Genomic DNA, 25,132 nt, shown 5'->3' with positions numbered 1-25,132 from the left:
CGCAATACATTCGGGCAATCGAGAGTGATGATCATCCGCAGCAGCGGGCTACCCTCGAGGCGATGGACGAGGACAGGTACGGGCAGGACGTGCTCGCCGGGAACTGGCGGGCGAAGAACACGGTCGAGGTCGCGGTGGTCGAGGCCGAGCGCGATCTCGTGGTCGAGGAGGTCGCCTCCGGATTCGTCGGCGCCGTCGTCGGCGTGGAGCTGCGGATGGTGAAGCTCGAGGACCGCTTCGGCAAGGTCCGCGTCTTCCCGATCGGCCCCGGCTTCCTCATCGACGGCAAGCCGGTGTCGCTCAAGGCGCCCGGCCTCAAGCGCGACGCGAACCTCGGCCGGGCGCGCTCCGCCTCCGGCTCCTTCCACGTCGCGGACGCGAAGGCGCGCGTCGCGCTGCCGAGCCGCATCTACGTCGAGGGCCGCCACGACGCCGAGCTGGTGGAGAAGGTCTGGGGGCACGACCTGCGGATCGAGGGCGTGGTCGTCGAGTACATCGAGGGCGTCGACAACCTCGACGAGCTTGTCCGCGCCTTCGCCCCCGGGCCGGGACGGCGGATCGGCGTGCTCGTCGACCACCTCGTCCGCGGGTCGAAGGAGTCGCGGATCGCCGACGCGGTCGCCGCCGGCCCGCACGGCGCGCACGTCCTCGTCGTCGGCCATCCCTTCGTCGACGTCTGGCAGGCGGTCAAGCCGGCCCGCGTCGGCCTCGCGCGCTGGCCCGACGTCCCGCGCTCGATCGAGTGGAAGAAGGGCATCTGCCAGGCGCTCGGCTGGCCGCACGACGAGCAGGCCGACATCGCGCGCGCCTGGCAGCGCATCCTCGGGCAGGTCCGGACCTTCAAGGACCTGGAGCCCGCGCTGCTCGGCCGGGTCGAGCAGCTGATCGACTTCGTGACGGAGCCGGCGTGACCCGCCGCGCCGGGCTCGGCCTGGCGGTGGACGTCCTCCTGGTCGCGGTCTTCGTGCTGATCGGGCGGCGGACGCACGACGGCGACTCGGTGCTCGAGGGCTTCCTCGTGACGCTCTGGCCCTTCCTCGCGGCGCTGCTGCTGGGCTGGGTGATCGCGCGCGCCTGGCGGACGCCGGATCGCATCCTCGTCTCCGGGCTCGTGGTCTGGGTCGTGACGGTGGCCGGCGGGATGCTGCTGCGGGTGCTCTCCGGGCAGGGCGTGCAGCTGAGCTTCGTGGTCGTCACGACGATCGTGCTCGGGGTGTTCCTGCTCGGGCGCCGCGCGCTCAGCCGGCGGATCGGGCGACGGCGCGCATAGGGCCGGGGGTCCGCCTCAGCCGAGGATCCGCACGCCGAAGTGCTCGGCGAACAGCGGCAGCATCAGGCTGAGCTGCAGCTCCGTGAGCGCGACGCCTCGGAGCCCGTCGAGACCGCCGAGCACGTGCAGCTCGGCGCCGCGCAGGTCGAGGTCCTGGATCTTCGCGCCGGGCAGCTCCAGCGAGCGGACGTCGCAGTCGGTGAAGGCCACTCGCGAACCGGTGGCCCCGCCCAGGTCGAGCTCGTCGATCGTGCAGCGCTCGAAGAGGACGTCGCGCAGGGTCGCTCCGCGCAGGTTGACGTAGCCGAGCTTGCAGTCCGTGATGCGGACCTGCTCGAAGGTGCTCTCGTAGAGCTCGGCCGAGCCGAGCCGGGAGGAGGCGAGCTCGATCGAGCGCCAGCGGCTGCGGGGCGCGGACAGCCCCGGCACGTCCAGCCGCTCGAGCCGCGATTCCACGAGGGAGGCGGCCCGCAGCTGCGCCCGCTCGAGGACCACGCCGTCGAGCACGCACTCGCTGAAGGACGCGGCCGTCAGGTCGGCGCCGGTGAGGTCGACGCCGTCGAAGCGGAGGCCCTCCGCGTGCTCCCGGGCGCCGGTGTCGCCGGCGTAGCCCTCCGCGAGGCCGGCGAGGAGGAGCGGATCGAAACGGGGAGCGGGGAGGGCGGCGCGCACCCGGCGAGCCTACGCGGCGAGCACCTGCGCACCGCCCACCGGCGAGCCTCTGCGCGCGAGCGGGGCCCGGCGGTGAGAGCATGACCGCATGCCCCGACTCCTCGCCGTCTGCCGCGTCGACCGCCTGCTCCCGGACCCGGGCCTGGTCGGCGTGACCGCCATCGACAAGCGCCCCGTCGAGGGGCCGGTCGTCATCCGCGATCTCGGCGTCTACGCCGACGTGCAGGCCGACCGCGCGCACCACGGCGGCGAGGCGAAGGCCCTCTACGCCTACGCCCGCGAGGACGCCGAGTGGTGGGCGGAGCGGCTCGGCTACGAGATGCCCCCCGGACGGTTCGGCGAGAACCTGCGCGTCGAGGGGCTCGATCTCACCGGCGCCGTGATCGGCGAGCGGTGGCGGATCGGCGAGAAGGTCGAGGTCGAGGTGACGATGCCGCGGACGCCGTGCGCGACCTTCCAGCGCGTGCTCGGCGAGCCGCACTGGGTCAAGCGCTTCGCCGACGAGGGGCGCACCGGCGCCTACCTGCGGGTCCTGCACCGGGGGAGCATCGAGGCCGGCGACGCGATCGAGCTGCTCTCGCGCCCGGAGCGCGCCGTGCCGCTGCGCCGCTGGTTCGTCGAGCGCCGCGCGGACGACGCGCAGACCCTCCTCGACGCCGAGGCCGCGGGCGAGCTGCGCCTCGCCGCCGACCTGCGCCCGTACGTCGAGCGCGCCCTCGCCTGACCCGCGGGCTGCTGAACCGGCCCCAGCCTGCTGATCGAGCAGCCCAGTGCGGGCGTCGATCCGGCACGAATGGTCGTCTCCGAATGCGAGAGGGGACCGTTCGTGACGGATCGACTGGCGCGGTCGGGGTGTGGAGAACAGGCGGGTCTGTGAAGAGCGGTTCTCAGGGGTCCGCGTGCGGCACGGTGGCGGGATGCCGCAGCCGTCCCGTCTTCCCGCCGAGCTCCTCGGGCGGCCGTTCACCGTCGCCGAGGCCGCTCGCGTCGGTCTCGCCCGGGGTCGCCTGCGCAGCGGCGATCTGACGGCGCCGTTCCACGGCGTGCGGGTCGAGGGCGTCGATCCGGACCTCGAGATCCGCGCGCGGGCGCTCCTCGCCCTGCTCGGGCCGGGAGCGGTCCTCAGCCATCTGACCGCGGCGAGACTCTGGCCGCTGGAGCTCCCGCGCGCCCTGCCGGGTGAGCCGCTGCACGTCAGCGTGCGCGCGCCGGCTCGGGCGGCACGGCGTCCGGGAGTGGCCGGGCACGCGGTCTCCGATGCGCGGGTACGGCGCGTCGTCCGGCACGGCTTGCCGATGACCGACGGGGCGTCGCTCTTCTGCCATCTGGGCACGCTGCTCGAGCTCGACGATCTCGTGGCGGCGGGCGACGCGCTCGTGCGGACGCCGCACCGCGGAGATCCGGAGGATCCGCGCCCCTGGGTGCCGCTGGGGGAGCTCCGCGAGCGAGTGGCGTGGTTCTGCGGGCGCGGGGCAGCGCGGCTGCGCGAGGCGGTCGCGCTGGTGCGCGACGGCGCCGAGTCGCGGCCGGAGACGCGCTTCCGGCTCGCGTCGGTGCGGGCAGGACTTCCGGAGCCGCAGCTCCAGGTGCCGCTGTTCACGCCGGCGGGTGTCTTCGTCGGGCGGCCCGACGGCTGGTACGAGCGGGAGCGGGTGTCCTGGGAGTACGAGGGCGACGGACACCGCACGAGCAACCGCCAGTTCGCGCGCGACGTCGGCCGCTACGACGACTTCCTCGCGATCGGTGTGCACCCGGTGCGCATCGTCGCGGCCGAGTTCCTGCCGCACCCCGAGCGCTCGGTCGAGCGGCTGCGCCGGGCCCTCGCGGATCGAGCGCGCCCGTGAGCGCGGGTCTCGATACGCCGCGGCGCGGCTGCTCGACCGGCATCGGCATGGTGATCGAGCAGCCCTCGGAGAGGGCGTATCGAGATCCACCGGCGTCCGGAGGGTGGGTCTCGATACGCCGCTGCGCGGCTACTCGACCAGCATGCAGGGGCGGCTGCGGAGGCATTCGACCAGCAGGGTGCGGCCGCTGCGGAGGCATTCGACCAGCAGGGTGCGGCCGCTGCGGAGGCACTCGACCAGCAGGGAGGGGCCCTGGCGCAGGAAACTCCGGGAGGATGGGGGGATGACTGCGACGCTGCTCGAACGGATGCCGACGCCCGACGCCGACGGGCGCGTCGACGACGACGCGGTGTACCTGGCGTTCACGGAGTGGGCCGAGGCGCGCGGGCTGCCGCTGTACCCGGCGCAGGACGAGTCGATGATCGAGATCTCGTCGGGGGCGAACCTGATCCTGTCGACGCCGACCGGCACCGGGAAGTCGCTGGTCGCGATCGGGGCGCACGCCGCCGCGCTGGCGAACGGCCGGCGCAGCTACTACACCGCGCCGATCAAGGCGCTCGTCTCGGAGAAGTTCTTCGCGCTGGTCGACGTCTTCGGCGCCGCGAACGTCGGCATGGTGACCGGCGACTCCTCGGTGAACCCGGACGCGCCGATCATCTGCTGCACGGCCGAGATCCTCGCCAACCTGGCACTCCGGCACGGCGCCGAGACGGACGTCGACCAGGTCGTGATGGACGAGTTCCACTTCTACGCCGACCCGTCCCGCGGCTGGGCCTGGCAGGTGCCGCTGCTGACGCTGCCGCACGTGCAGTTCGTGCTGATGTCGGCGACGCTTGGCGACGTGACGGCGCTCGCCGCGGACCTCACCCGGCGGACGGGGCGCGAGACCGCGACGGTCACCGGGGTCGAGCGGCCGGTGCCGCTGCACTTCTTCTACGAGATCGCGCCGATCCACGACTCGATCGAGGAGCTGCTCTCGACGAACCAGGCGCCGGTCTACATCGTGCACTTCTCCCAGGCCGCCGCGCTCGAGCGCGCGCAGGCGCTGACCAGCGCGAACATCGCCACCCGCGAGCACCGCGACCGCATCGCGGAGGTGATCGGCGGCTTCCGCTTCACGACTGCGTTCGGCAAGACCCTCTCGCGCCTGCTCCGGCTCGGGATCGGCGTGCACCACGCGGGCATGCTGCCGAAGTACCGCCGCCTGGTCGAGCAGCTGGCCCAGCAGGGCATGCTGCGGGTGATCTGCGGCACGGACACCCTCGGCGTCGGCATCAACGTGCCGATCCGGACGGTGCTGCTCAGCGCACTGACCAAGTACGACGGCGTGAAGAGCCGCCAGCTCTCGGCCCGCGAGTTCCACCAGATCGCCGGGCGGGCCGGCCGCGCGGGCTACGACACCGCGGGCACCGTGGTGGTGCAGGCGCCCGAGCACGAGTCGGAGAACCGCAAGGCGCTCGACAAGATGGGCGACGACCCGAAGAAGCGGCGCAAGTGGGTCGGCAAGCGCGCGCCGCAGGGCTTCGTCAGCTGGGGCGAGCCGAGCTTCCGCAAGCTCGTCGACGCCGAGCCCGAGACGCTCACCTCGCACATGACGATCACCTCGGCGATGCTGCTCAACGTGATCGCGCGCGGCGGCGACGTCTTCGCGAACGTGCACGCGCTGATCTTCGACAACCACGAGCCGTGGAAGCGGCAGCTGCAGCTGGCCCGCCGGGCGCTGGGCATCTACCGCACGCTCCGCACCGCGGAGGTCGTCGAGCAGATCGTCGACGCCGACGGCGTGGTCCGCATCCGGCTGACCGTCGACCTGCAGCCGAACTTCGCGCTCAACCAGCCCCTCTCGCCGTTCGCGCTCGCCGTGTTCGACGTGCTCGACCCGGAGTCGCCGACCTTCGCGCTGGACGTGATCTCGGTGCTCGAGGCGACGCTCGACGACCCGCGGCAGATCCTCGGCGCCCAGCAGTTCCAGGCCCGGGGCGATGCGGTCGCCGCGATGAAGGCGGACGGCATCGAGTACGAGGAGCGGATGGAGCTGCTCGAGAGCGTCACGCACCCGAAGCCACTCCAGGAGCTGCTCGAGGCGACCTTCGAGACCTACACCGCCGTGCAGCCCTGGGTGCGCGACTTCGAGCTCTCGCCCAAGTCGGTGGTGCGCGACATGTACGAGCGCGCGATGTCGTTCGGCGAGTACTGCGCGTTCTACAAGCTCTCCCGCTCGGAGGGGCTGGTGCTGCGCTACCTCTCCGACGCGTTCCGGGCCGCCCGGCAGACCATCCCGGACGAGATCAAGAACGAGGAGCTGCACGATCTGATCGAGTGGCTCGGCGAGCTGGTGCGCCAGGTCGACTCCTCGCTGGTCGACGAGTGGGAGGAGCTGGTCAACCCGGCCCTGCACGCCGCCGACCAGGCGATCGTGCCGCCCGCGCCGCGCCGGCTGACCGCGAACCAGCGCGCCTTCCGGGTGCTGGTGCGCAACGAGCTGTTCCGGCGGGTCACGCTCGCGGCGCTGGACGACCACGAGGCGCTCGGCGAGCTGGACGCGGCGGCCGGCTTCGACGCTGACGCCTGGGGAGAGGCGCTCGACGACTACTACGACGAGCACGACTCGATCGGGATCGGGCCGGACGCCCGCGGTCCGAAGATGCTGCTCGTCACCGAGACGCCGACCCAGTGGCGGGTGCGGCAGATCCTCGACGATCCGGCCGGCGATCACGACTGGGGGATCTCCGCCACGGTCGATCTCGCGGAGTCGGACGAGGCGGGCGCCGCGGTCGTGCGGGTCACCGCGGTCGGGCGGCTCGACGGCGCGAGCTGACGGCGCAAACCGACGGGCGGCGCGCGGCCGAACGCCGCGAGCCGCCACCGCGGACCGACGCCGCGCGCCGCACGTCGCGTTTTCCGCGACACATCGAGCCCGCATACTGGTTCGCGTGGCAACGGGATCAGGGGACGCGCTCGTCGCGCGCGAGCGGCTCGCCTGGATCGACACGACCCGCGGCCTCGGCGTCCTCGCGGTCGTCCTCTTCCACGTCCTGATCTGGAGCTTCGCCACCGTCGCGGATCCGGGATCCTCGGTCGCCGCGCTCTGGGACCAGGTCGGGGGCTCGCTCGGGCGCATCCGGATGCCGATCCTCTTCGCGCTGGCGGGGCTTCTCGCGCAGTCCGGCCTGCTGCGCGGCTGGCGTCGCGGCTCCGCGCGGGTGCGGCTCGTCTCGAACTACTACCTCTACGCGGTGTGGGTCGTGCTCTACGCCGTGTTCTTCGCCCTGCTCGCGCGCCCCGACTTCCCGCACTCGATCGACTCGCTCGACCGCGTCCTCCTGCAGTTCGTCTTCCCGACGACCACGCTCTGGTTCCTCTTCGCGCTCGCGCTCTACCCGCTCGTGCTGGTGCTGCTGCGGGCGCTGCGGGTGCCGTGGTGGGGGATCCTGCTGCTCGGCACCGCCGCCTGGTTCCTCGCGACGAACCTGCGGGTGATCCTCTTCGGCGACGCGCTGCTGGCCAACTTCGTCTTCTTCGCGCTCGGCGTCCTCGGGGCGGAGCAGCTGCGCCGCTTCTCGCGGCCGGGTGTGCTGGTGCTGCTCGTGCCGCTCGGGGTGTTCCTGGTGGCGGTCGTGGGTGGGCGCGTCGTCGACGGGGCAGCCGGGCAGATCGCGGGCTTCGTGGTGAGCGCGAGCGCGATCCCGCTCGCCGTGGCCTGCGCGGCTCTGCTCTGCCGCTGGGCGCCGGCGGCGCGGGTCGGCTCGGCGATCGGACGGCGGACGCTGCCGATCTACCTGCTGCAGGTGCCGCTGCTCGGGCTGTGGTCTCTCGTCGCGAACCCGGACGCCGCCTGGCTGACGGGGCTGCTCGAGAAGCCGGTGGCGGCGCTGCTCTACCCGCTGGTGCTCACGGCGGCGATCGTCGCGCTCTCGCTCGGGATCCGCCGGGTGCTGGCGCTGATCCCGGGGGATCCGCTCTTCACGGTGCCGGCGCCGCTCGTCGCGCTGACGCGTCCGGCGCGGGCCGGGCGGCACGCGGGCTGAGCGCCGGCAGCCGCGCGCTCAGGCGCCCGCCCGGTGAGGCGATCAGGTGGTCGGACGGTCGGTGCTCAGCCGGCCGGGTGCTCAGCCGGTCAGGCCCAGATCTGGGCCAGGTACTCGCTCGTCACCTGCGGGCTGCGCTCGTGCACGTCGTCGGCGCTCCACTCGAGGATCGACTCGTCGATGATCCACTCGCCCTCCTTCGGTGCCGCGCCGCTGGTCTCGTAGCCGGCGGTCGAGTTCGTCACCGACGCCCAGGTCGCGGCGCCCATCGGCCCGATGAAGGTGCTGTCGAGCGCCGAGCAGCCGAACTCGACGCCGGGGCCGTTGGAGGCGCCGAAGCTGCCGTCCTGGTCGGCCTCGTCCGGCACCGGGAAGACCCGCTTCACGACGTCCGCTCCCACGACCAGGCAGTGCTGGTAGCGCACGTTCTCGGCCGAGCCGATCTGGAACGCGGTGTTCGTCGAGGCGAAGTCGATGCAGTCGATGCTCGTGATGTCGCCGTAGTAGTTGCCGCCCTGGCCGGAGAACTGCACGGTGTCGGTGTGCGCGCCGGAGCCCTTCTCCTTGTACGCGGGGGCGGTGTAGCAGCCGATGCGGAAGATGTGGCGGAGGCCGCCCGCGCCGTCGGTGGGGGTGCGCATGCTCGAGACGTCCTCGTCGCGGAGCTGGGCGTCCGGGACGACCACCTCGACGAGCTCGACGTTCTCGGTGAAGTCGGTGCCGTCGACGCCGTAGACGTTGTAGGCGTTGGTGGTGATCCGCGCGAAGGCCGAGCTGCTGCAGCCGGAGGCGAGGAAGGCGCCGTTGGTGACGATGCCGACGAGCGCGACGTTGTAGACGCGGAGCAGGCGCCAGGAGTTGGCGGTGGTGACCGTGCCCCAGCCGTCGCGCGGGTAGACGAGGACGCGGGTGTCGCGATCGAGCGTGCCGATGTCCTGCATCATCGGGGACGAGCTCGAGCCGGCGCCGCCGCCGGGCAGCTCGCCCGGCGCGACGAGGATGCGGACGGTGTCGGCGGGGCCCGCGGTGTCGAGCGCCGTGGTGATGGCCTCGCTGATCGCCGACCAGGAGCACTCCACCTCGACCTCGAGGTCGACGTCACCGGTGAACCACGGGGTCCGCGAGGGCCAGTGGGTGCCGTTCGGGCCGAAGGAGGGCGTCGGAGTCGGGACGCCGGCCAGCAGGTCGAGCTCGGCGGCCGGGGTGCCCGGCTCGCCGGAGACGCCGGGCTGGTCGGGCTGCAGGGCGCGATAGGCGGCGTAGCCGCCGCCGCCGAGGGCGACGAGGCCGAGGCCGGCGCCGACCGCGCCGAGCACGACGGCTCGACGGGAGGGCCGCTTCGGCGGGAGCTCGTGGAACTGCGACGCGTCGAAGGGAGGCTTCGCGGAGGAGGGCGAGGAGGAGTCGGCCAAGGGTGTCCAAACCGTCAGTGGGCGGTGCCGGAGGCGGCACGCCTCGGGTCCGGCGCGCCACGCTGTGCCGTGAGCGCAGCCGTCGGGACGTCGGCACGCTCGACACGCACCCTAGCAGCCGGGGTCGACGGGACTCCTGGGAGGGGGGTGCCGGGCGGGGCGGGTGCTGTCGGCGGGTGGGTCTCGATACGCCGCTGCGCGGCTACTCGACCAGCATGCAAGCGGGGCGGCGCGGCAGCTCGACCAGTATGAAGCGGGCGTGCGGCTGCTCGACCAGCATGACGGGCCGTTCCGGGCGGTGCGCTGCATGCTGATCGAGCAGCCCGCGGAGCGGGCGTATCGAGATCCACCAGCGTCAGAACGGGAGTCTGCAGACCTGCCCTGCTGAGGAGGGTGGGTCTCGATACGCCGCTGCGCGGCTACTCGACCAGCATGCAGGCGGGCGTCTCTTCCAAGGCGACCGGGGTCAGCGGCCGCGGGCCTCGCGCTTGCGCATCTGGGCGGCGATGTCGGCCTCGGTGATCTCCTTCTTCGCCGGGCCCCAGAGGGCGGCGGCCTGGCTGGCCACCCCGATGCCGATGCCGAGCATCGGCCAGATCGGCCAGAAGTAGCCGTCGGCGCCGGTCGCGAACCAGACGCCGGTGCTGATCGCGGAGACGGTCATCCAGCCGCCGACCGAGCCGGCGAAGTCGCGGCGGCGCTTGAGGTCCTTGACGGCCTGCGCCCGCTCGATGTCCTCGGGACGGGCGAGCTCGACCTCCGCCGGCTTCTCGGCGGCGTTCTCGGCGGGCGGCTGCGCTGCGGAGCCCCGCTCGACCCCGGTCGCCGACGGCTGATCGCGCCGGGCCGACGGGTCCGGGGACCCCCAGACGTTGTCGCTCATGACACCCCTCCGCTCGTTGCGCCCAGCCTACGCAGGCGGGCGGTCGAGGGCACGGCCCGCCTCAGGGGAGCTCGGGCTGGCAGTGCGGGCACCACCAGGTGCGCCGCTGCTCCGGGTCGTCGCGGACCTCGGCGCGGACGAGGACCGTGGTGCCGCAGCGCAGGCACGGCCGGCCGGCGCGGCCCGCGACCCAGTGCCGCTCGCCGCGGCGGGTGTCGCCGGTCGTGGTCTGGAACATCCCGGGCACCGTCACGGACGCGCGCAGGCCCCGGGCGGCGGTGGCGATCAGCGCGCGCACGTCGACGGTGCCGACGGGCCGCCAGGGGAAGAGTCCGCGGAGGAAGCAGACCTCGTTGGCCCAGAGGTTGCCGAGGCCCGCCATCAGGCGCTGATCGAGCAGGGCGGCGACGACCGGCCGCTCCGGTGTGCGGGAGAGGCGGGCGACGGCCTCCTCCGCGCTCCAGTCGGCGCGGAGCGGATCCGGCCCGAGGTGGCCGACCGCGCGTGCCTCGTCGCGGGTCGGCAGCAGCTCGACGACGGGGAGGTCGATGCCCCAGAGGGTGACCCCGTCGTCGAGTCGGAGCCGGACGCGGACGTCCTTCTGGACGGCCCGCGGGACGGCGCGGCCGGGCGAGGTGACCGTCCAGGAGCCCTGCATCCGCAGGTGCGTATGCAGGGTCAGGTCACCGGAGAAGCGGGTGAGCAGGTGCTTGCCGTGCGTGTCGTGCTCGAGGATCCGCAGGCCCTCGAGCGAGCTGCCGGCCGCGTCGCCCGAGCGCAGCTCGCCGTCCGCCACGGTGCGGCCGTCCGCCGCCCGCCTCAGGCGGGCGGCGAGACGGTGGACGCTGTCTCCCTCGGGCATGCTCCGCACTCTAGGAGCCGGACCCGCGCGACGTCAGGGGTGGCGCGACGAGGGCGGGCCCGCTTCTCAGCGGGCCCGCCCCGGCGGTCGGTCGTGCGCGGTGCTCTAGCGGGCGCTGTACGCCTGCCGGTACGTCCGCTCCGTGCCGTCCTTCGCGGTGACCTCGATCGTCGCGGTGCCGGCCTTGATCGGGCGGAGCACCGTGAGGTACGAGGTCGTGAACGACTGGCCGGGCTTCACCGAGCTCTTCGTCCGCGTGCCGAAGGGCGTCGAGATCTCGATCGCGACCGCCTCCGGGCCGTTGTTGACGGCCGTGACCGTCAGCGTGCGGAGCACGGCGAGGCGCGTGGTCTTCGCGCTGGTCGCGACGTCGATCACGGTCGCCGGCGCGGTCTCGGGCAGGTCCAGTCCGACGACGACCGGGTCGTGGTCGCTCGAGCGGTAGGCCGAGGTGTCGTAGAAGATCGTCGCGTTGTAGTCGTAGCGGCTGTACTCCAGCGCCACCGACTCCCCGCTGTTGATGTTCCAGGTGTCGACACCGGTCACGGTCGCGTCGGCCGCCGGGGAGGCGAAGACGTGGTCGAGCGAGCCGACCGCGCCGTCGAAGGAGTAGGAGTACTTCCCGTCCTTCGCGCCCTGGTCGATGTAGCCCGCGTCGCGCAGGACCTGGATCGGGTCCTCCTGCGAGTAGGCGTTGAAGTCGCCGAGCAGGTAGACGAGGTCCGTCGCCTTCTCGGTCTTCAGGCGGTCGGCGAACGCGACGAGCGCGGTGGCCTGGTTGACGCGGGAGGCGTTCGAGGCGCCCTGGCCGTCACCCTGGTCGGCGTCGACTCCGGAGCCGGAGCCCTTCGACTTGAAGTGGTTCACGATCGCGACGAACTCGCTGGCGCTGTCGCCGATCAGGCGGAACTCCTGGGCGAGGGGCTTGCGGGCGTTGGAGAAGGCGACGCCGTCGTTCAGGATGACGGACTCGCCGACCGGCTCGATGACGGCCTTCTTGTAGATGAACGCGGTGCGGATGACGTCCTCGTCCGCGAGCGCGGGGAGGGCGGCGGGCGAGGGCACGTACGCCCACAGCTCCGAGCCGGCGGCGGTGTTGAGGGCGGCGGTCAGCGTGGCGAGGGCCTCGTCGCGCGGCTTGCCGAACTTGGCCGAGTTCTCGATCTCCTCGAGCGAGACGACGCCGGCGCCGAGGCTGTTGATCGCGGTGACGATCTTGGCCTGCTGGCGCTCGAGGTCGTCCGCGTTCGCGGCGCCGCGGGCGTCGCAGCCGCTGTTCACCGTGACGGGGTCGCCGTCGCGGTCGGTGTAGAAGGTGCAGCCGGTGATCGAGTCGCCGGTGGTGGAGAAGTAGTTGAGCACGTTGAAGGACGCGATCGAGAGGTCGCCGCCGACGGCCTCGGGGGCCGCCTCGCGGGTGTTCGCGAACGTCGCCGGCTGGACGGTCGCGGCGTTCTCGACCGTCAGCTGCGTCGTCGGCTGGAAGGACCAGCCGCCGTTGCGGTAGTCGAGCACGACCGGGGTCGTGAAGGTCGCCGGGGCGCCCACGCGGATCGGCTCGGTCGGGGTGAGGTAGGGCAGCGGGATCGCCTTGTTCGCGGCGGCGCCGAGGAAGTTGATCGAGGCGCCGTCGTCGAGGACGATCGCGCGCGCGGCGTTGTCGGCGACGACCGCGGCCAGCTCGGGCGTTCCGGGACGGGCGACCTCGGTCGGGGTCAGCAGCGGCGAGTCGCCGGCGGCGAGGCCGATGGAGCCGAAGCTGTTGAGGTCGAAGGTGTCGGTCACGGTGAACGCGCCCTGCGGGGCGATCAGCATGCTCTCGAGCGTCTCGCGCTCCTCGACGGTGCGGGGGAGGCCGACGGCGGCCGGGATCGGCGCGGCGGCCGGGGTGCCGAGCTTCTCGACGGTCGCGGCCGAGGTCGGGGTGAGCTCGGTGAGGCCGTTGAACTCGCTGACGGCGCCGGTGATGCGCAGGTTGTCGCCGATCGCGACCGCGCCGACCGAGGCGGAGGAGTAGACGAAGACGGCGTCGGAGGCGGTGCGGCCGGTGGTCTGCGCGCCGGTGCCGGCGGTCTGGATCACGAAGCCGCTGTAGCCGCCGGTCGCGTAGCGCGCGGTGACGACGCCGGTGGTGGTGACGGTCTGCCCGACGAGCGGGGACGCGGCTCCGGTGCCCTGGATCTCCGCGATCGAGACGGTCGGCGCGGTGGTGGGCGGCGTCGTCGGCGGCGTCGTCGGCGGGGCGGTCGGGGTCGCGGTGGGGGTCGGCGTCCCGGTCGGCGCGGGCGTCGGCTCCGGGGTGCTGCCGCCGGCGGCCTCGGGGGTCATCGCGCCGACGGTGAAGTCGGCGGCGTTGGAGTCGGTGTCACCGGTCGCGGTGTCGGCGCGCGCGATCGACTCGGTCAGCGTCGGCGCGGTGGCGGCCGCCGACTCGAAGGTGTTCGAGGTGCCGTAGCCGAGGAGGTCGAGGACCGCCTCGGGCTGCTCGGCGGTGCCGATCGGCGGGGCGACGAGGGTCGCGGTGCCCTCGACCAGGAAGAGCGTGCCGCCCGCGGCCGCGATGTTGAGGCCGTTCGCGGTCTGGTCGGCGGCGGGGAGCGGCGCGCCGTTGGTGCCGTTGCTCGCGCCGGCGATGAGGAAGTGGCCCTCGGCGGGGACGGTGCCGGTGAGCGCGACGGTCGTCGTCGGGTTGGCCGTGCCGGTGGCCGAGCGGTACTGCAGCGAGAGGCCGGTGAGCGCGACGTCGGCGCCGGTCGGGTTGAAGAGCTCGACGAAGCGGTTGCTGTAGGTCGCGCCGGCCGAGCCGCCGCGGGCGAAGACCTCGCTGATGACCAGCTCGTCCCCGCTCGGAGCGGCGGTGGCGGGGGCAGCGACCAGCGGCGAGGCGACGAGGGCCAGGCCGGCGAGGGCCGCGAGCGCGAGGCCTCTCCGGGGTGCGCGGGCGCGGGGCCTCTGCGCGGGGAGTGCGGGGGAGTCGGGCATGGTGGTCCTCTCGATCGCCGCTCCGGGGAGCGGTGGTGCGTCACCGCACGTCGACGGCGACCCTCGCCCCTGAAAGGGGCACAGTGAGCCACGCTATGCAGTGCGGGTGCCCGGCCTGTGAACCGGACGTTTCATGAACGTAAACTCACCCACCGACATCGGGGCCGCGGTCCCGTCTTCGCGGCCTCCGTCCGGGAACGCGCGCCATGATCGGGGGATGATCTCCTTCGAACTGGCCAAGGCGCTGCGCACCGCGGGTCTGCGCTGGGCACCGGTCACCGGCGACCGCTTCCGCATCGAGCGCGAGGGGTTCGACGGCGACGTCTTCACCGTGAGCGACATGACCATCGAGCCGCACGAGTACGAGACCGGCACCGTGCTCGGCTTCAACGGCACGACCGAGTGGGCGCTCGACTCCGTGGCGCTCGACGACTCGCTCTGGCTGCCGCGCGAGGACCAGCTGCGCGAGCTGCTCCGCGGCACGTTCCGCTCACTGCGTCGCGTCGCGGACGGCGGGCCGGTGCGCTTCGCCGTGACGGTCGAGCTCGCCGGCGAGCAGCGCGACTTCGAGGACGAGATCGCCGAGAACGCCTACGCGGAGGCGCTGCTCGCGCTGGTCAGCTCGGTCGCGGTCGACCTCGACGACGTGGACGAGCTCGCCTGAGCCGATCCTCCGGGCCGGTCGGGCTCAGGACGCCGCCTTCTCCTCCTCCGCTCCGGCCGTCGAGGCCGCCGTCTTCGCGGCGGGCTTCTTCTTCGGAGCGATCTTCTTGGGAGCAGCCTTCTCGTCGTCGTCGGTCTTCGCGGCGCTCTTCTTCGCCGGCGGCTTCTTGGCGACGGTCTTCTTCGGCGCCGAGTCCTCGTCGGCGGAGGAGTCCTCGTCCGCCTTCTTCCTCGTCACGCGCTTCTTCGCCGGCGCCTTCTCCTCGGAGTCCGCGGACACCCCCGCCTTCGCGCCGCGGCTGCGCTCGACCGAGCGCTTCAGCGCCTCCATCAGGTCGAGCACCTCGCCGCCGCCCTCCTCCTCGGGCTTCTCGCCGAAGGTCGCGGAGGTGTCGAGGGCGTCGCCCTGCTCGATCTTCGCGTCGATGAGGGTGCGCAGCTCGGCCTGGTAGGAGTCCTGGAACTTCGACGCGTCGAAGTCCTCCGAGTAGGAGTCGACCAGGTGCGAGGACATCTCCAGCTCGCGGGCGGCGATCCGGGTGGTGCCCTCGAGGGACGGGAACTCGACCTCGCGCACCTCGTCCGCCCAGAGCAGCGTCTGCAGCATCAGCAGCTTGCCGCGCACGCGCAGCGCCGCCAGCCGGGTCTTCTGCCGGAGCGCGAACTCGACGATCGCGGTGCGGTCGGTCTCCTCGAGGGTGCGGCGCAGCAGCACGTAGGCCTTGGGGGAGGAGGAGTCCGGCTCGAGGATGTAGGCGCGGTCGAACATGATCGGGTCGACCTGCTCGCTCGGCACGAACTGCACGACGTCGATCTCGCGGTCGCGCTCCTCCGGCAGCGCCTTCAGCTCGTCCTTGGTGAGCACGACCGTGCGCTCGCCGTCGTCGTAGGCCTTGTCGATGTGGTCGAAGGTCACGACCTCGCCGCAGATCTCGCACTTGCGCTGGTAGCGGATCCGGCCGCCGTCCTTGTCGTGCACCTGGTGCAGGGGGACGTCGTGGTCCTCGGTGGCGCTGTAGATCTTCACCGGCACGTTGACCAGGCCGAAGGTGATCGCGCCCTTCCAGATGGCTCGCATGGCCCCAGTGAACACCGTGCGCCACCGCGGCGGGAAGCCCCGCCCCTCCCGCGAGATGCCACTTGTGCACGCGACACGCCGTGGAATCGGGTCACAAGTGGCATCTCGCGGCGCGGAGGGGGAGGGGCACTCGACATCCTTTCGGGCGGCGGGTGTCGAATGGACGGCGATGACTGACGAGAACCGGCCCGCCGACAGGCTCCGCGCCGCCCTGACAGCCCCCGACGCGTCGTCCCGGCTGCAGGCGGCGATGACCGCCGGCACCCGGCCCGCCGGCGAGTACGCCCCGGTGCTCGTGGCCCGCTGCGCCGTCGAGCCCGACTTCGGCGTGCGCGAGATGCTCACCTGGGCGCTCACCCGCCACGATCCGGCGGTCACCGTCGACCTGCTGCTGCCCGAGCTCGCGTCCGGGACACCGCAGGCCCGCAGCCAGGCGCTGCACACGCTGTCGAAGGTGGGCGACCCGCGCGCGTTCCCGGCGATCACGCCCGCGCTGCTGCACGACGAGCACGCCGCGGTCGCGCACGCGGCCTGGCGCACCGCCGCCCGGCTCGCCCCGGACTCCGAGCGGCCCGCGCTGGCCCGGCAGCTCGCGGAGCACCTCGGCGAGCGCGACCGCCCGGACCAGCGCGCCCTCACCCGCGCGCTGCTGATGCTCGGCGACGCCGCGGGCCCCGTCCTCGAGGCCGCCGCGCGCTCGGAGGAGGACCCCCGCCGCTTCCACGCCCTGGCGACCCTCCGCCTCCTCGCCGACCCGGACGAGGACGTCGAGGAGGCCTTCGCCCGCGCCCGCCGCCCCTGACGCGGGCCCGACCGCTCGGAAGCGGACGCAGGGAACGCGTGAGGCGTCCCGTTCCCGTCGAGGCGTCCAGCAGCAGCGGGACTCCTCGACGGGGACGGGACGCCTCGGGCGTCCGGGTCGGCTCAGCCGATCGGGGTCGGGTTCACGGGGTCCGGCGGAACGGGCAGCGAGCCGTTGATGCGGTTCTGCGCCTGGCACTGGCTCGTGCAGTTGGTCGCTCCCTGCGAGAGCTCGACGGCGTCCTCGCCGAGCACCCCGCCGAGGCGGCCACCCGAGGCGACGGTCCACTTCGTGACCGTGCCGCTCTGGAAGGTCTTCGTGGCGACCTGCGGGCTGTCCTTGCCGAGCAGCATCGAGTGGTAGCCCGTCGCGCTCTGGGCCGGGGTCACTGCGTCGACTCCGCTGCCGAAGTTGATCTTGCCGGTGAAGCTGTTGACGAAGTAGAACAGCCCGGGGCCGAGTGTGTGCACGAGCTCGACGTTCCCGGCGAACTCGGGCTCCATCTGGAAGATGCCGCCCTGCGCGCCGTCCTTCGCCTGCACCTTGAGCTTGCCGGCCGCGGTCCGGAGGATCACCACCAGGGTGTCGTCCTTCACCTCCAGCGAGTCGAGCCGCGCGCCCGCGAGCTGCGCCGCGGTGAGCGTCGGCACCTTGGACGCGAAGACCACCGTCGGCGAGGTGACCATCCGCTGCGTGTCGGGGGCGCCGGTGAGCGTGTAGTCGTAGACGCCCAGCGTCGACACGCGGAGGTCGAAGCGGTTGTTGACGCCGCGCACCGCGATGGTCCCAGCGACGGCGACGTCCTTGAGCTTCACGTCCTTGCCGGCGGCCGGGTCGTAGGTGGTGCCGTTCACGGTGACGGAGTAGTCGCCTCCGACGGACGAGGTCTTGGCCTGCGCGGGCGAGGCCGCGAGGCCGGTGAGGAGCAGCGCGATCGCGGCGATCGCCGCAGTGCGGGCGGTTCTGCTGAGGGGGGACATCGTGGCCTTCCTGTCGACCGGCGCTGGGCCGGTGCGGGTAGGAGGCAACCCTCGCCCGCGCCGCGCCGCGCGGCAATCGGACCTTGGTACTAGTACCCGGGCAGGTGGTCGCGCACCCACAGCGCGGCGCTCGTGCGATCGCGCACGCCGATGCGCGTGAAGGCGTGCCCGACATGCACCTTGACCGTCCGCTCCGCGATCCCGAGCTCTCGCGCGATCTCCTTGTTCGCTCGGCCGGAGGCGATCAGCCGCAGCACCTGCTCCTCGCGAGTGCTGAGCGCGGGCAGGGCGGCACCGGCGCCGCCCGGCAGCAGAGCCCGGGCCGCCCGCGGATCCAGCGGGGCGTGCCCCGCCGCCGCCGAGCGGACCGCGTCGAGCACCACGGCGGGGTCGGCGTCCTTGAGCTGGTATCCCTGGGCGCCCGCCCGCAGCGCGGCGAGGACGCGGCCCCGGTCGTCGAACGAGGTCAGGACCACGACGCGGATCGCCGGGTGCAGGGCGAGCATCCGCGCGGTCGCCTCGATGCCGTCCATGCCCGGCATCGACAGGTCCATCAGGACGACGTCGGGCGCGGACTCCGCCGCCGATCCGAGCGCCTCCTCGCCGCTGCCCGCCTGCCCGACGAGCAGCAGGTCCGGCGCGCTCGAGATCAGCGCGGCGAGGCCCGCGCGGACGAGCGGATGATCGTCGACGATCAGGACGCGGATCACGGCGCCGGCTCCAGTCGCCAGTGCGTCCCCCGGCCTGGAGCCGTCAGGAGGCGCAGCTCGGCGCCGCGCTCGCGGGCGAGATCGCGCAGGATGCTCAGCCCGAGGTGTCCCGCTTCCGGGTGCGCGAGCGCCGTCGCCGCGTCGAAGCCGCACCCGTCGTCGACGACGTCGAGCGCGACCGAGCGGCCCGTGCGATCGCCTGCGCGCCGCAGCCGGACGAGGACGCTCCGCGCGCCGGAGTGCTTGACCGCGTTCGTCAGCGCCTCGTGCGCGACCCGGTAGAGGAGCCGCTCGTCGTCCGCGGTCAGGCCGGTGCGCGGCGGCGCCTCGACCACCACGTCCAGTCCGCGCGCGCGGGTCGTGACGGCGAGATCCTCCAGAGCGGCGGCGAGCCCCGCGTCGGCGAGGCTCGGCGGGTAGATGTCGACGAGCAGCGACCGCAGACCGCCGAGGCCGGTGCGGACGGTCGCGGCGACCTCGCGGAGATCCGCGGCGAGGGCGGGATCGCCGTCCGCCTCGGCCCGCTCCGCCCGCCCGTGCACGGCGAAGGAGGCGGCGACGAGGTCCTGCACGGCACCGTCGTGGACGGTCGCCGCGATCCGCCGGCGCTCGTCCGCCGAGGCGTCGAGGGCGCGCTGCAGCAGTGCTTCGCGACTCCGCCGCGACCGCCCGATCAGCGCGAGCAGGCGCGCGAGCACCGGCAGCAGCACGAGCACCAGCAGCACCGTGCTCGCGATCGAGATGACGGCGAAGCTGCGCCAGAGCTCGCCGCTGCGCTCGACGACCTCGTCGTAGCGGAAGTAGCTCTCGAACAGGAGCGGAGTCCCCGACGGCGTCCGCACGGTCCGGTAGGCCTCGAGGAGGCGTCCGCTGTCGCGCTCGTACACGTTCTCCGGGGCCTGCAGGTCGGAGACCTCGGCGTGCACAGCGACGTCGGCGAAGGCCTCCAGATCGTCCTCGTCGAGGGTGAAGGTCCGCCCCTCCAGGCGCCGGTCGTCGGAGTAGAGGATGCGGCCCGAGCGGTCCCAGAGCTTCACGCGCACCAGGGAGTCGTCGAGCACGTGCGCCCGGACCTCGCGGTCGACGAGCTCCAGCGCCGCCGGGTCGCCGGTGAGCACGGCGTCCGCGAGAGCCGGCTCGACGATCACCTCCGCGAGGAGATCGGCGGTGTCGGAGGCGTCGGCGACGGCCTCGGACTCCGCGAGCGTCCGCGCAGCCTGGACGTCGAGGGCGCTGATGCCGAGGATCAGGAGCAGGGCGACGGCGATCACGCCGGCGAACACGCGCCGCGGCCGGACGGCGGGCTCGCCGGTCCGCTCGCCCGCGGCCACGACGACGATCCAGGAAGGCTCCATCGCTCGCGAGGCTATCAACGACATCCGTCGTTCAGTGCGAGCGGTCCGGGTCGGCGGCGGCCCGCCGCGAACGAGCGAGGCGTCCCGCCCCCGTCGAGGCGTCCTGCCGGAGCGGAACGCGTCGACCGGAGCGGGACGCCTCGGGTGGTGCGGTGGCTACGCGCCGATGAGCACGCCGCGGTCGGCGAGGTACTCGCGGATCAGGCGCTCAGCGCTCGCCCGGTCGGTGATGCCGTAGCGGTCGATGATCTGCTGCACGTAGGGACGCGCGATCGCCTCGGTGATGCCGAGCTCGGCGGCGATCTCGCGCGGCGAGAGGCCGGCGGCGATCAGCCCGAGGACCTGCTCCTTGGTGGGGAGCACGAACGGCGGGGTGGTGGGCTCCGGCTCCGGCGTGGTCGGGTCCTTCTCGGCGTCGATCGCGGAGGTGTCCTCGGCGAAGGAGGCGGTCACGAAGGCGATCGCCTTCGAGGTGATGCCGAGCGCCTCCTGGTTGATGTTCGCCAGGTCGTCGCCGGCCGAGTGGTAGTTCGGGTCGTGCGCGATGCCGACGGTGCCGCCGAAGAGCGCGGCCTCCTCCTCGGTCTTGATGTCGTCCGCTCCGGTGAACAGGCCGGAGGCCGGGATGCCGGCGGAGATGAAGCCGTCGTAGTCGCTGCGGCCGTCGAACGCGGTGTCGATCCAGGGCTGGCCGATCGAGTCGAAGTAGTCCGTGAACGCCTTCTCGGTGGCGATGGAGCCCGCGGGCACCTCGACCGGGGCCTCGTAGGTGGACTCGTTCGCGTCGTAGACCGAGACGACGTAGTTCGGCGAGGCGACCATGTCGAAGTTCAGGTAGGTCGCGATGTCGCCGGCCTCCTCCTCCGAGAGCGAGTCGACGTAGGTGTACGAGCCGACGAGCCCGACCTCCTCGGCGCCCCACCAGGCGAAGCGCACGGCGTTGGTGGTCTCGCCCGCGTCCGCGAGCTGGACGGCGGTCTCGAGGAGCGTCGCCGATCCCGAGCCGTTGTCGTTGATGCCGGGGCCCTCGGGCACGCCGTCGAGGTGCGCGCCGAGCATGACCACGTTGTCGTGGTCGCCGCCGGGCGTCTCGGTGATGATGTTGAAGGTGTCGGTGTCGGTGGTCGTCTGCTCGAGGACCAGCGTCGCCGTGCTGGGCAGCGCGGCGATCAGCGACTGGCCCTCCTCGAGCGTCACGCCGACCGACGGGATGTAGCTGTCGTCGGGCGCGCCGAGCGTGCCGTTGAGCGCCTCGCCGGGAGCGTTGTTGTAGATGATCACGGCGGAGGCCCCGGCGGCGCCGGCGGCGGCCGACTTCTCCGAGAAGCTGCAGGTGCCGCGGCTGACCAGGGCGACCTTGCCGGTCGCGTCGAGTCCGGCCCAGGCGTCGGCGTCGCAGCCCAGCGGGTCGACCGGCTGGATCAGCTCGCCCGTGACGCCGCCCTCGGGGGTGGAGGGGGTGAACGACATCGGGATGCCCTCGACCGCGGGGGTCGTGGTCAGCGAGAACTCGTCGATCGTCTGGGTGGTGGTGGTGAAGTCCTGGCGCTCGGTGGTGTAGCCGGCGGCCTTCAGCACGGCCTCGACGTACTGGCCGCTCTGCTCGTAGCCCTCGGTGCCGATCGCGCGGTTGCCGTCGTTGGCGTCCGCGATCGCCTGGAAGGCCTCGAGGTGGTTCATGATGCCGTCGACGGTCACCGCATCGGCGAAGTCGACGGGCTCGACGGCGTTCGCCGCGGGAGCGAAGGCGAAGCCGGCGACCAGCGCGCCGGCGCCGATCATCGCGGCCGAGCCGAGGAGTGGACGCCGACGTCGTGCGCCGGAGGTGTCTTCAGTGGTGGTAGCCACAGGTGGTCCCTTTCGTCGAGGGCGGCGGCCGTCGGACCGACGGCCTCCGTCGCCCTCGCTGTGCTGAGAAGCGGCGGTGCCCTCTGCGAGCGTATTCACAGGTCGCGCGCGAATGACACCCCTTCGCGGCACTTGTCACCCGGTGGAAACACGGAGCGCCGGCCGCGGCCGGAGGGCGTCTCAGGCCGTCGCGTCGCTCTCGGCCCACTCGCGGAGCATCGCGATCGTCTCCGCGGGCCGGTCGCGGTGCGGGCTGTGACCGGCTCCGGCGACCACCGCATAGCGGACGCGCGGGTTCGCGCGGAGGACCTGTGCGGCGAGGGACGGCGGGAAGAACGTGAACACCTGCGGGTCGCCCGCGAGCACGAGCGCGGGCGTGCGCAGGGCCGGGACGTCGGCGAGCAGGTCCCAGGGGTCGTTGTCGTCGACGGTCGCGGCGACGGCGGCCGGATCGGCGGCGTGCGCGGCGCGGAGCTTCTCCGCGCGGTCGCGCTCGTCCCAGCGCGGCTCGGCGGCGGCGAGCCCGTCCGCGGTGACGGCGAGGGCGGCGAGCTCCTCCGCGCGGACCTCCGCCCGCGACTCGGCCGGCAGCTGCAGCACCGGGTCGAGCAGCACCAGCCGGGCGGCCCAGCCGGTGTCGCGCGCCGCCGCCCGCACCGCCACCGCTCCGCCGAGGGAGTGGCCGACCACGAGGTCCCAGGTGCCGGACGGAGCGCGCAGGGCGAGCACGTCACCGGCGTAGTCGTCGTGCCGGGACGACCCGCCGCGGGCGCCCGCACCGTGCCCGCGCAGATCCGGTGCCGTCACGCTCCAGCCGGCACCGGTCAGCGCCTCGGCGACCCGCCACCAGGTGCCGGACGCGCCGCCGAGTCCGTGCAGGAGGAGGGCGGTTCTCGTCTCCGGGGCTCGCGTCGTCATGCCGCCAGGCTAGGGCGCGTCAGTCGAGGCTCGGGTCGCGGCCGGTGCGCTCGCCGGACGCCAGTGCACCGATTCCTGCCAGATCCTCTTCGTCGAGGGCGAAGCCGAACACGTCGAGGTTCTCCCGGATCCGCGCGGGCGTCACCGACTTCGGGATCACGACGACTCCGAGCTGCACGTGCCAGCGCAGCACGACCTGCGCGGGCGAGACGCCGTGCTTCGCGGCGATCGACGCGAGCACCGGCTCGTCGAGCAGACGGCCGCGGGCCAGCGGCGACCAGGCCTGCGTCACGATGCCGTGCGCGGTGTCGAAGGCGCGCAGCTCGTCCTGGGGGAGCCGCGGGTGCAGCTCGACCTGGTTGATCGCGGGCACGACCTCGGTCTCGCCGAGCAGCCGCTCGAGGTGCTCGATCGCGAAGTTCGAGACGCCGATCGAGCGCGCCCGGCCCTCCTGGCGGATCCGCTCCAGCGCGCGGTAGGTGTCGACGTAGCGGTCGCGCGAGGGGATCGGCCAGTGCACGAGGTAGAGGTCGACGTAGTCGGTGCCGAGCAACTCGAGGCTGCGGTCGAAGGCCTCGAGCGTCTCGTCGAAGCCGTGGTCGTCGTTCCAGACCTTGGTGGTGACGAAGACCTGCTCCCGGGGGAGGCCGCTGGCGCGGATCCCCTCGCCGACGCCGCGCTCGTTGCCGTAGAGGGTCGCCGTGTCGATGTGCCGGTAGCCGGCCTCGAGCGCCGTGGCGACCGTGTGGGCCGCCTCGTCGTCGCCGATCTTGTAGACGCCGAGCCCGATCTGCGGGATCGCCCGCCCGTCGTTGAGGGGGAGAAGGGGAACGCTCATCCCCCCATTCTTCCCCCTCCGCGAGATGCCACTTGTGCGCACGACACGCCGCGAAAGCCGGTCACAAGTGGCATCTCGCGGGAGGGGTCAGAGGTGCCAGTGCAGCTCGCCGTGCGGGCCGACGCGGACGGTGTCCTCGATCAGGGCGGCGAGGCCGGCGACGCCGAAGAGGAGGCGGCGGTCGTCGCGCGCGGCCTGGCTGGTGTGCACGAAGCGGCGGACGGCGAAGTAGTCGTCGTGTCCGGGCTGCAGTCCGTCGACGAGGCCCTGCTCCCCGAGGGCGCGCAGTCCGCGGCCCGGTCGGCGGGCGGGCCCGAGACCGAGCCAGAGCGTGCCGGTCTCGAGCAGGACTACGGTGCTCGGCACGATCGCGCCGGCCCGCAGGCGCCGGGCCGTGATCTGCCAGCCGAAGCCGAGGTGGTGCACCCGGATCGGATGCGGTCCGCGCCAGGCGTGCGAGGGGTCCTCCGCGCGGTAGTAGACGGGGCTGGGGCGGAACGAGCCCTGCCAGAGTGCCGCGGCCAGCTCGCCGGCCCACTCGGGCGTCTCGGGGTCGGCCCAGGGGTCGAGGACGTGCGCCTCCTCCGCCTCGCGCTGATGCTGGCGGACGAGTTCCTCCGCGTCGTCGCGCAGTGCCATCGGCAGCCCCTCCGTCCCGTGCGAGCCCCACCCTAAGGGGGACAGGCTGGGAGCCTCAAGGGAGCCGAGTCGGAGCGGAGTGGGAGACGCCTCCGCGCGAGGACGTCGGAGGACGCCGACTCAGGTCGGCAGCTCCACCGGCTCGGTGTCCGGCAGCGGACTGGCGTCGCGACCGCGGAGGTCCGGGTGGAAGCGGCGGCCGAGCGCCGGGACGACGAAGCCGACGAAGGCGAACACCGCGGCGACCACGATCGCGGCCGTCGGGCCGGACCGGTCGATCTGCACGCCCGCGATCGCCGAGCCGAGCGCCGCGCCGATCAGCTGCCCGGTGCCGACCCAGCCGTAGGCCTCCGCCGTGTCGGAGAACTTCACGCTCGCGGCCGTGATCGTGAAGAGCGCGGCCAGCGCCGGCGCGATGCCGACACCGGCCAGGAACAGCGTGATCGAGAGCCACCAGAAATCGGTCGAGAACGCCGCGAGGCCCATGCCGACGGTGACGATCAGCATCCGTCGCGCGGTCGCCCAGCGGCTGATCGGGATGTGACCGAGGGTGAGCCCGCCGACGAGCGAGCCCGCCGCGAAGACCGCCAGGACGACGCCCGACTCCACGCCGCCCTCGCCGAAGACCGCCACGACGCCGGCCTCGACCGCGGCGCAGGCGCCGACCAGCAGGAAGCCGACGACGGTCGCGAGCAGCACCGGCGGCTTGGTCAGCACGGCGCCGAGCTTCCGACGCGAGCGCGGGATGCGCACCCGGCCGACCTCGGGCGAGGCGATGAACCAGATGCCGCCGCCGACGAGGAAGACCGCGGCGGTGAGGATGCCCGCGACGGTCGAGATCTGGATCGAGACGAAGGTGGTCAGCACCGGGCCGAGCACCCAGATGATCTCCTGCGCCGAGGCGTCGAGCGAGAAGAGCGGGGTCAGCTGCGAGCTGGGCACCATCTTCGGGTAGATCGTCCGGACCGCCGGCTGCACGGGCGGCATGCTGAGGCCCGCGACGAAGCCGATGACGACGAACTGCCAGATCTCCAGCGGCAGCAGCGCCATCGCGATGATCGCGGCCGCGCAGACGATGAGGGTGGCGGTGAGCACCCGCCGCATCCCGAGCCGGCCCATCAGGCGGCTGGTCAGCGGGCCGGCGATCGCCTGGCCGATCGACATCGAGCCGAGCACCAGGCCGGCCGCGGCGTAGGAGTCGTGCACGCGCTCCACGTGCAGGAGGAACGCGAGCGAGAGCATCCCGAACGGGAAGCGCGCGGTGAGCTGGGCCGCGATGATGCGACCCACGCCGGGGGTTCTCAGGAGTTCGGTGTAGCTGCCCACCGGACGACACTAGCGGCCCGCG

Annotated in this window: 22 protein-coding genes; 8 read left to right on the top strand and 14 right to left on the bottom strand. The window is 73.1% G+C overall.

Annotated elements, in window-relative coordinates:
• Positions 1 to 62 precede the first annotated feature (62 nt).
• On the top strand, positions 63 to 911 hold the full coding sequence (locus EDF43_RS16385; RefSeq protein WP_132437688.1) for a DUF3097 domain-containing protein: 849 nt from the start codon (positions 63 to 65) through the stop codon (positions 909 to 911).
• Positions 908 to 1,270 (top strand): DUF3054 domain-containing protein, encoded by a 363-nt coding sequence (locus EDF43_RS16380; RefSeq protein WP_132437689.1) that lies wholly within the window; start codon positions 908 to 910, stop codon positions 1,268 to 1,270. Before EDF43_RS16385 ends, EDF43_RS16380 begins: the two co-directional genes overlap by 4 nt.
• 15 nt (positions 1,271 to 1,285) lie before the next feature.
• On the opposite strand, the gene EDF43_RS16375 is transcribed toward EDF43_RS16380, so the two are convergent.
• The gene (locus EDF43_RS16375) at positions 1,286 to 1,942 is read right to left on the bottom strand and encodes a pentapeptide repeat-containing protein (protein ID WP_132437690.1); all 657 of its coding nucleotides are present in this window, start codon (positions 1,940 to 1,942) and stop codon (positions 1,286 to 1,288) included.
• An 88-nt stretch (positions 1,943 to 2,030) separates the two neighbouring features.
• On the opposite strand from EDF43_RS16375, the gene EDF43_RS16370 reads away from it, so the two are divergent.
• The 4 genes from EDF43_RS16370 to EDF43_RS16355 all read left to right on the top strand — a co-directional run bounded on the left by EDF43_RS16370 (position 2,031) and on the right by EDF43_RS16355 (position 7,814).
• Complete coding sequence (locus EDF43_RS16370) at positions 2,031 to 2,666, top strand: MOSC domain-containing protein (RefSeq protein WP_123705180.1); 636 nt, start codon at positions 2,031 to 2,033, stop codon at positions 2,664 to 2,666.
• 193 nt (positions 2,667 to 2,859) lie between these two features.
• Positions 2,860 to 3,786: a hypothetical protein gene (locus tag EDF43_RS16365; RefSeq protein WP_132437691.1), complete on the top strand. Its 927-nt coding sequence runs from the start codon at positions 2,860 to 2,862 to the stop codon at positions 3,784 to 3,786.
• Positions 3,787 to 4,069: 283 nt separating this feature from the next.
• Complete coding sequence (locus tag EDF43_RS16360) at positions 4,070 to 6,604, top strand: DEAD/DEAH box helicase (RefSeq protein WP_132437692.1); 2,535 nt, start codon at positions 4,070 to 4,072, stop codon at positions 6,602 to 6,604.
• 115 nt (positions 6,605 to 6,719) lie between these two features.
• Entirely contained in the window at positions 6,720 to 7,814 is a 1,095-nt protein-coding gene (locus EDF43_RS16355) for an acyltransferase (protein WP_165909150.1), read from the top strand.
• An 89-nt stretch (positions 7,815 to 7,903) separates the two neighbouring features.
• Here EDF43_RS16355 and EDF43_RS21955 read toward each other — a convergent pair whose 3' ends face one another.
• From EDF43_RS21955 to EDF43_RS16335, 4 genes are all read right to left on the bottom strand, one after another.
• Positions 7,904 to 9,226 carry a hypothetical protein gene (locus tag EDF43_RS21955; RefSeq protein ID WP_165909151.1) on the bottom strand — a complete coding sequence of 441 codons (1,323 nt, stop codon included), beginning with the start codon at positions 9,224 to 9,226 and terminating at the stop codon, positions 7,904 to 7,906.
• Positions 9,227 to 9,692: 466 nt separating this feature from the next.
• Positions 9,693 to 10,109, bottom strand: a complete 417-nt coding sequence (locus EDF43_RS16345) for a 2TM domain-containing protein (RefSeq protein WP_132437696.1) — start codon at positions 10,107 to 10,109, stop codon at positions 9,693 to 9,695.
• A 61-nt stretch (positions 10,110 to 10,170) separates the two neighbouring features.
• Entirely contained in the window at positions 10,171 to 10,971 is an 801-nt protein-coding gene (locus tag EDF43_RS16340) for a DNA-formamidopyrimidine glycosylase family protein (protein WP_132437697.1), read from the bottom strand.
• A gap of 105 nt (positions 10,972 to 11,076) precedes the next feature.
• A complete protein-coding gene (locus tag EDF43_RS16335; protein ID WP_132437698.1) occupies positions 11,077 to 13,953 on the bottom strand; it encodes an ExeM/NucH family extracellular endonuclease in 2,877 nt (958 codons plus the stop codon).
• A 217-nt stretch (positions 13,954 to 14,170) separates the two neighbouring features.
• Here EDF43_RS16335 and EDF43_RS16330 point away from each other — a divergent pair, with 217 nt between their 5' ends.
• The gene (locus EDF43_RS16330; RefSeq protein WP_132437699.1) at positions 14,171 to 14,617 is read left to right on the top strand and encodes a hypothetical protein; all 447 of its coding nucleotides are present in this window, start codon (positions 14,171 to 14,173) and stop codon (positions 14,615 to 14,617) included.
• Positions 14,618 to 14,641: 24 nt separating this feature from the next.
• On the opposite strand, the gene EDF43_RS16325 is transcribed toward EDF43_RS16330, so the two are convergent.
• Entirely contained in the window at positions 14,642 to 15,694 is a 1,053-nt protein-coding gene (locus EDF43_RS16325; protein WP_132437700.1) for a Ku protein, read from the bottom strand.
• 169 nt (positions 15,695 to 15,863) lie between these two features.
• On the opposite strand from EDF43_RS16325, the gene EDF43_RS16320 reads away from it, so the two are divergent.
• Positions 15,864 to 16,496 (top strand): HEAT repeat domain-containing protein, encoded by a 633-nt coding sequence (locus tag EDF43_RS16320; RefSeq protein ID WP_132437701.1) that lies wholly within the window; start codon positions 15,864 to 15,866, stop codon positions 16,494 to 16,496.
• Between the two features lie 122 nt (positions 16,497 to 16,618).
• Here EDF43_RS16320 and EDF43_RS16315 read toward each other — a convergent pair whose 3' ends face one another.
• The 8 genes from EDF43_RS16315 to EDF43_RS16280 form a co-directional block, all read right to left on the bottom strand.
• Positions 16,619 to 17,476: a hypothetical protein gene (locus tag EDF43_RS16315; protein WP_207901805.1), complete on the bottom strand. Its 858-nt coding sequence runs from the start codon at positions 17,474 to 17,476 to the stop codon at positions 16,619 to 16,621.
• A gap of 89 nt (positions 17,477 to 17,565) precedes the next feature.
• Positions 17,566 to 18,186, bottom strand: a complete 621-nt coding sequence (locus EDF43_RS16310) for a response regulator transcription factor (RefSeq protein ID WP_123737594.1) — start codon at positions 18,184 to 18,186, stop codon at positions 17,566 to 17,568.
• Positions 18,183 to 19,541 (bottom strand): ATP-binding protein, encoded by a 1,359-nt coding sequence (locus tag EDF43_RS16305; protein ID WP_123705167.1) that lies wholly within the window; start codon positions 19,539 to 19,541, stop codon positions 18,183 to 18,185. The genes EDF43_RS16310 and EDF43_RS16305 overlap by 4 nt, the downstream gene beginning before the upstream one ends.
• Before the next feature lie 156 nt (positions 19,542 to 19,697).
• A complete protein-coding gene (locus EDF43_RS16300; RefSeq protein WP_243582247.1) occupies positions 19,698 to 21,389 on the bottom strand; it encodes a M28 family peptidase in 1,692 nt (563 codons plus the stop codon).
• Between the two features lie 180 nt (positions 21,390 to 21,569).
• Complete coding sequence (locus tag EDF43_RS16295) at positions 21,570 to 22,307, bottom strand: alpha/beta hydrolase (RefSeq protein WP_132437702.1); 738 nt, start codon at positions 22,305 to 22,307, stop codon at positions 21,570 to 21,572.
• Positions 22,308 to 22,326: 19 nt separating this feature from the next.
• Complete coding sequence (locus EDF43_RS16290; RefSeq protein WP_132437703.1) at positions 22,327 to 23,145, bottom strand: aldo/keto reductase; 819 nt, start codon at positions 23,143 to 23,145, stop codon at positions 22,327 to 22,329.
• Between the two features lie 87 nt (positions 23,146 to 23,232).
• Positions 23,233 to 23,784 (bottom strand): hypothetical protein, encoded by a 552-nt coding sequence (locus EDF43_RS16285; RefSeq protein WP_123447651.1) that lies wholly within the window; start codon positions 23,782 to 23,784, stop codon positions 23,233 to 23,235.
• A gap of 120 nt (positions 23,785 to 23,904) precedes the next feature.
• On the bottom strand, positions 23,905 to 25,110 hold the full coding sequence (locus tag EDF43_RS16280; protein ID WP_132437704.1) for an MFS transporter: 1,206 nt from the start codon (positions 25,108 to 25,110) through the stop codon (positions 23,905 to 23,907).
• Positions 25,111 to 25,132 lie beyond the last annotated feature (22 nt).

This window comes from Rathayibacter sp. PhB179 (assembly GCF_004345345.1).
GTDB lineage: Bacteria > Actinomycetota > Actinomycetes > Actinomycetales > Microbacteriaceae > Rathayibacter > Rathayibacter festucae.
Note: the sequence above shows the minus strand (reverse complement) of the source record. Positions and strands in the feature narration are given on the sequence as shown.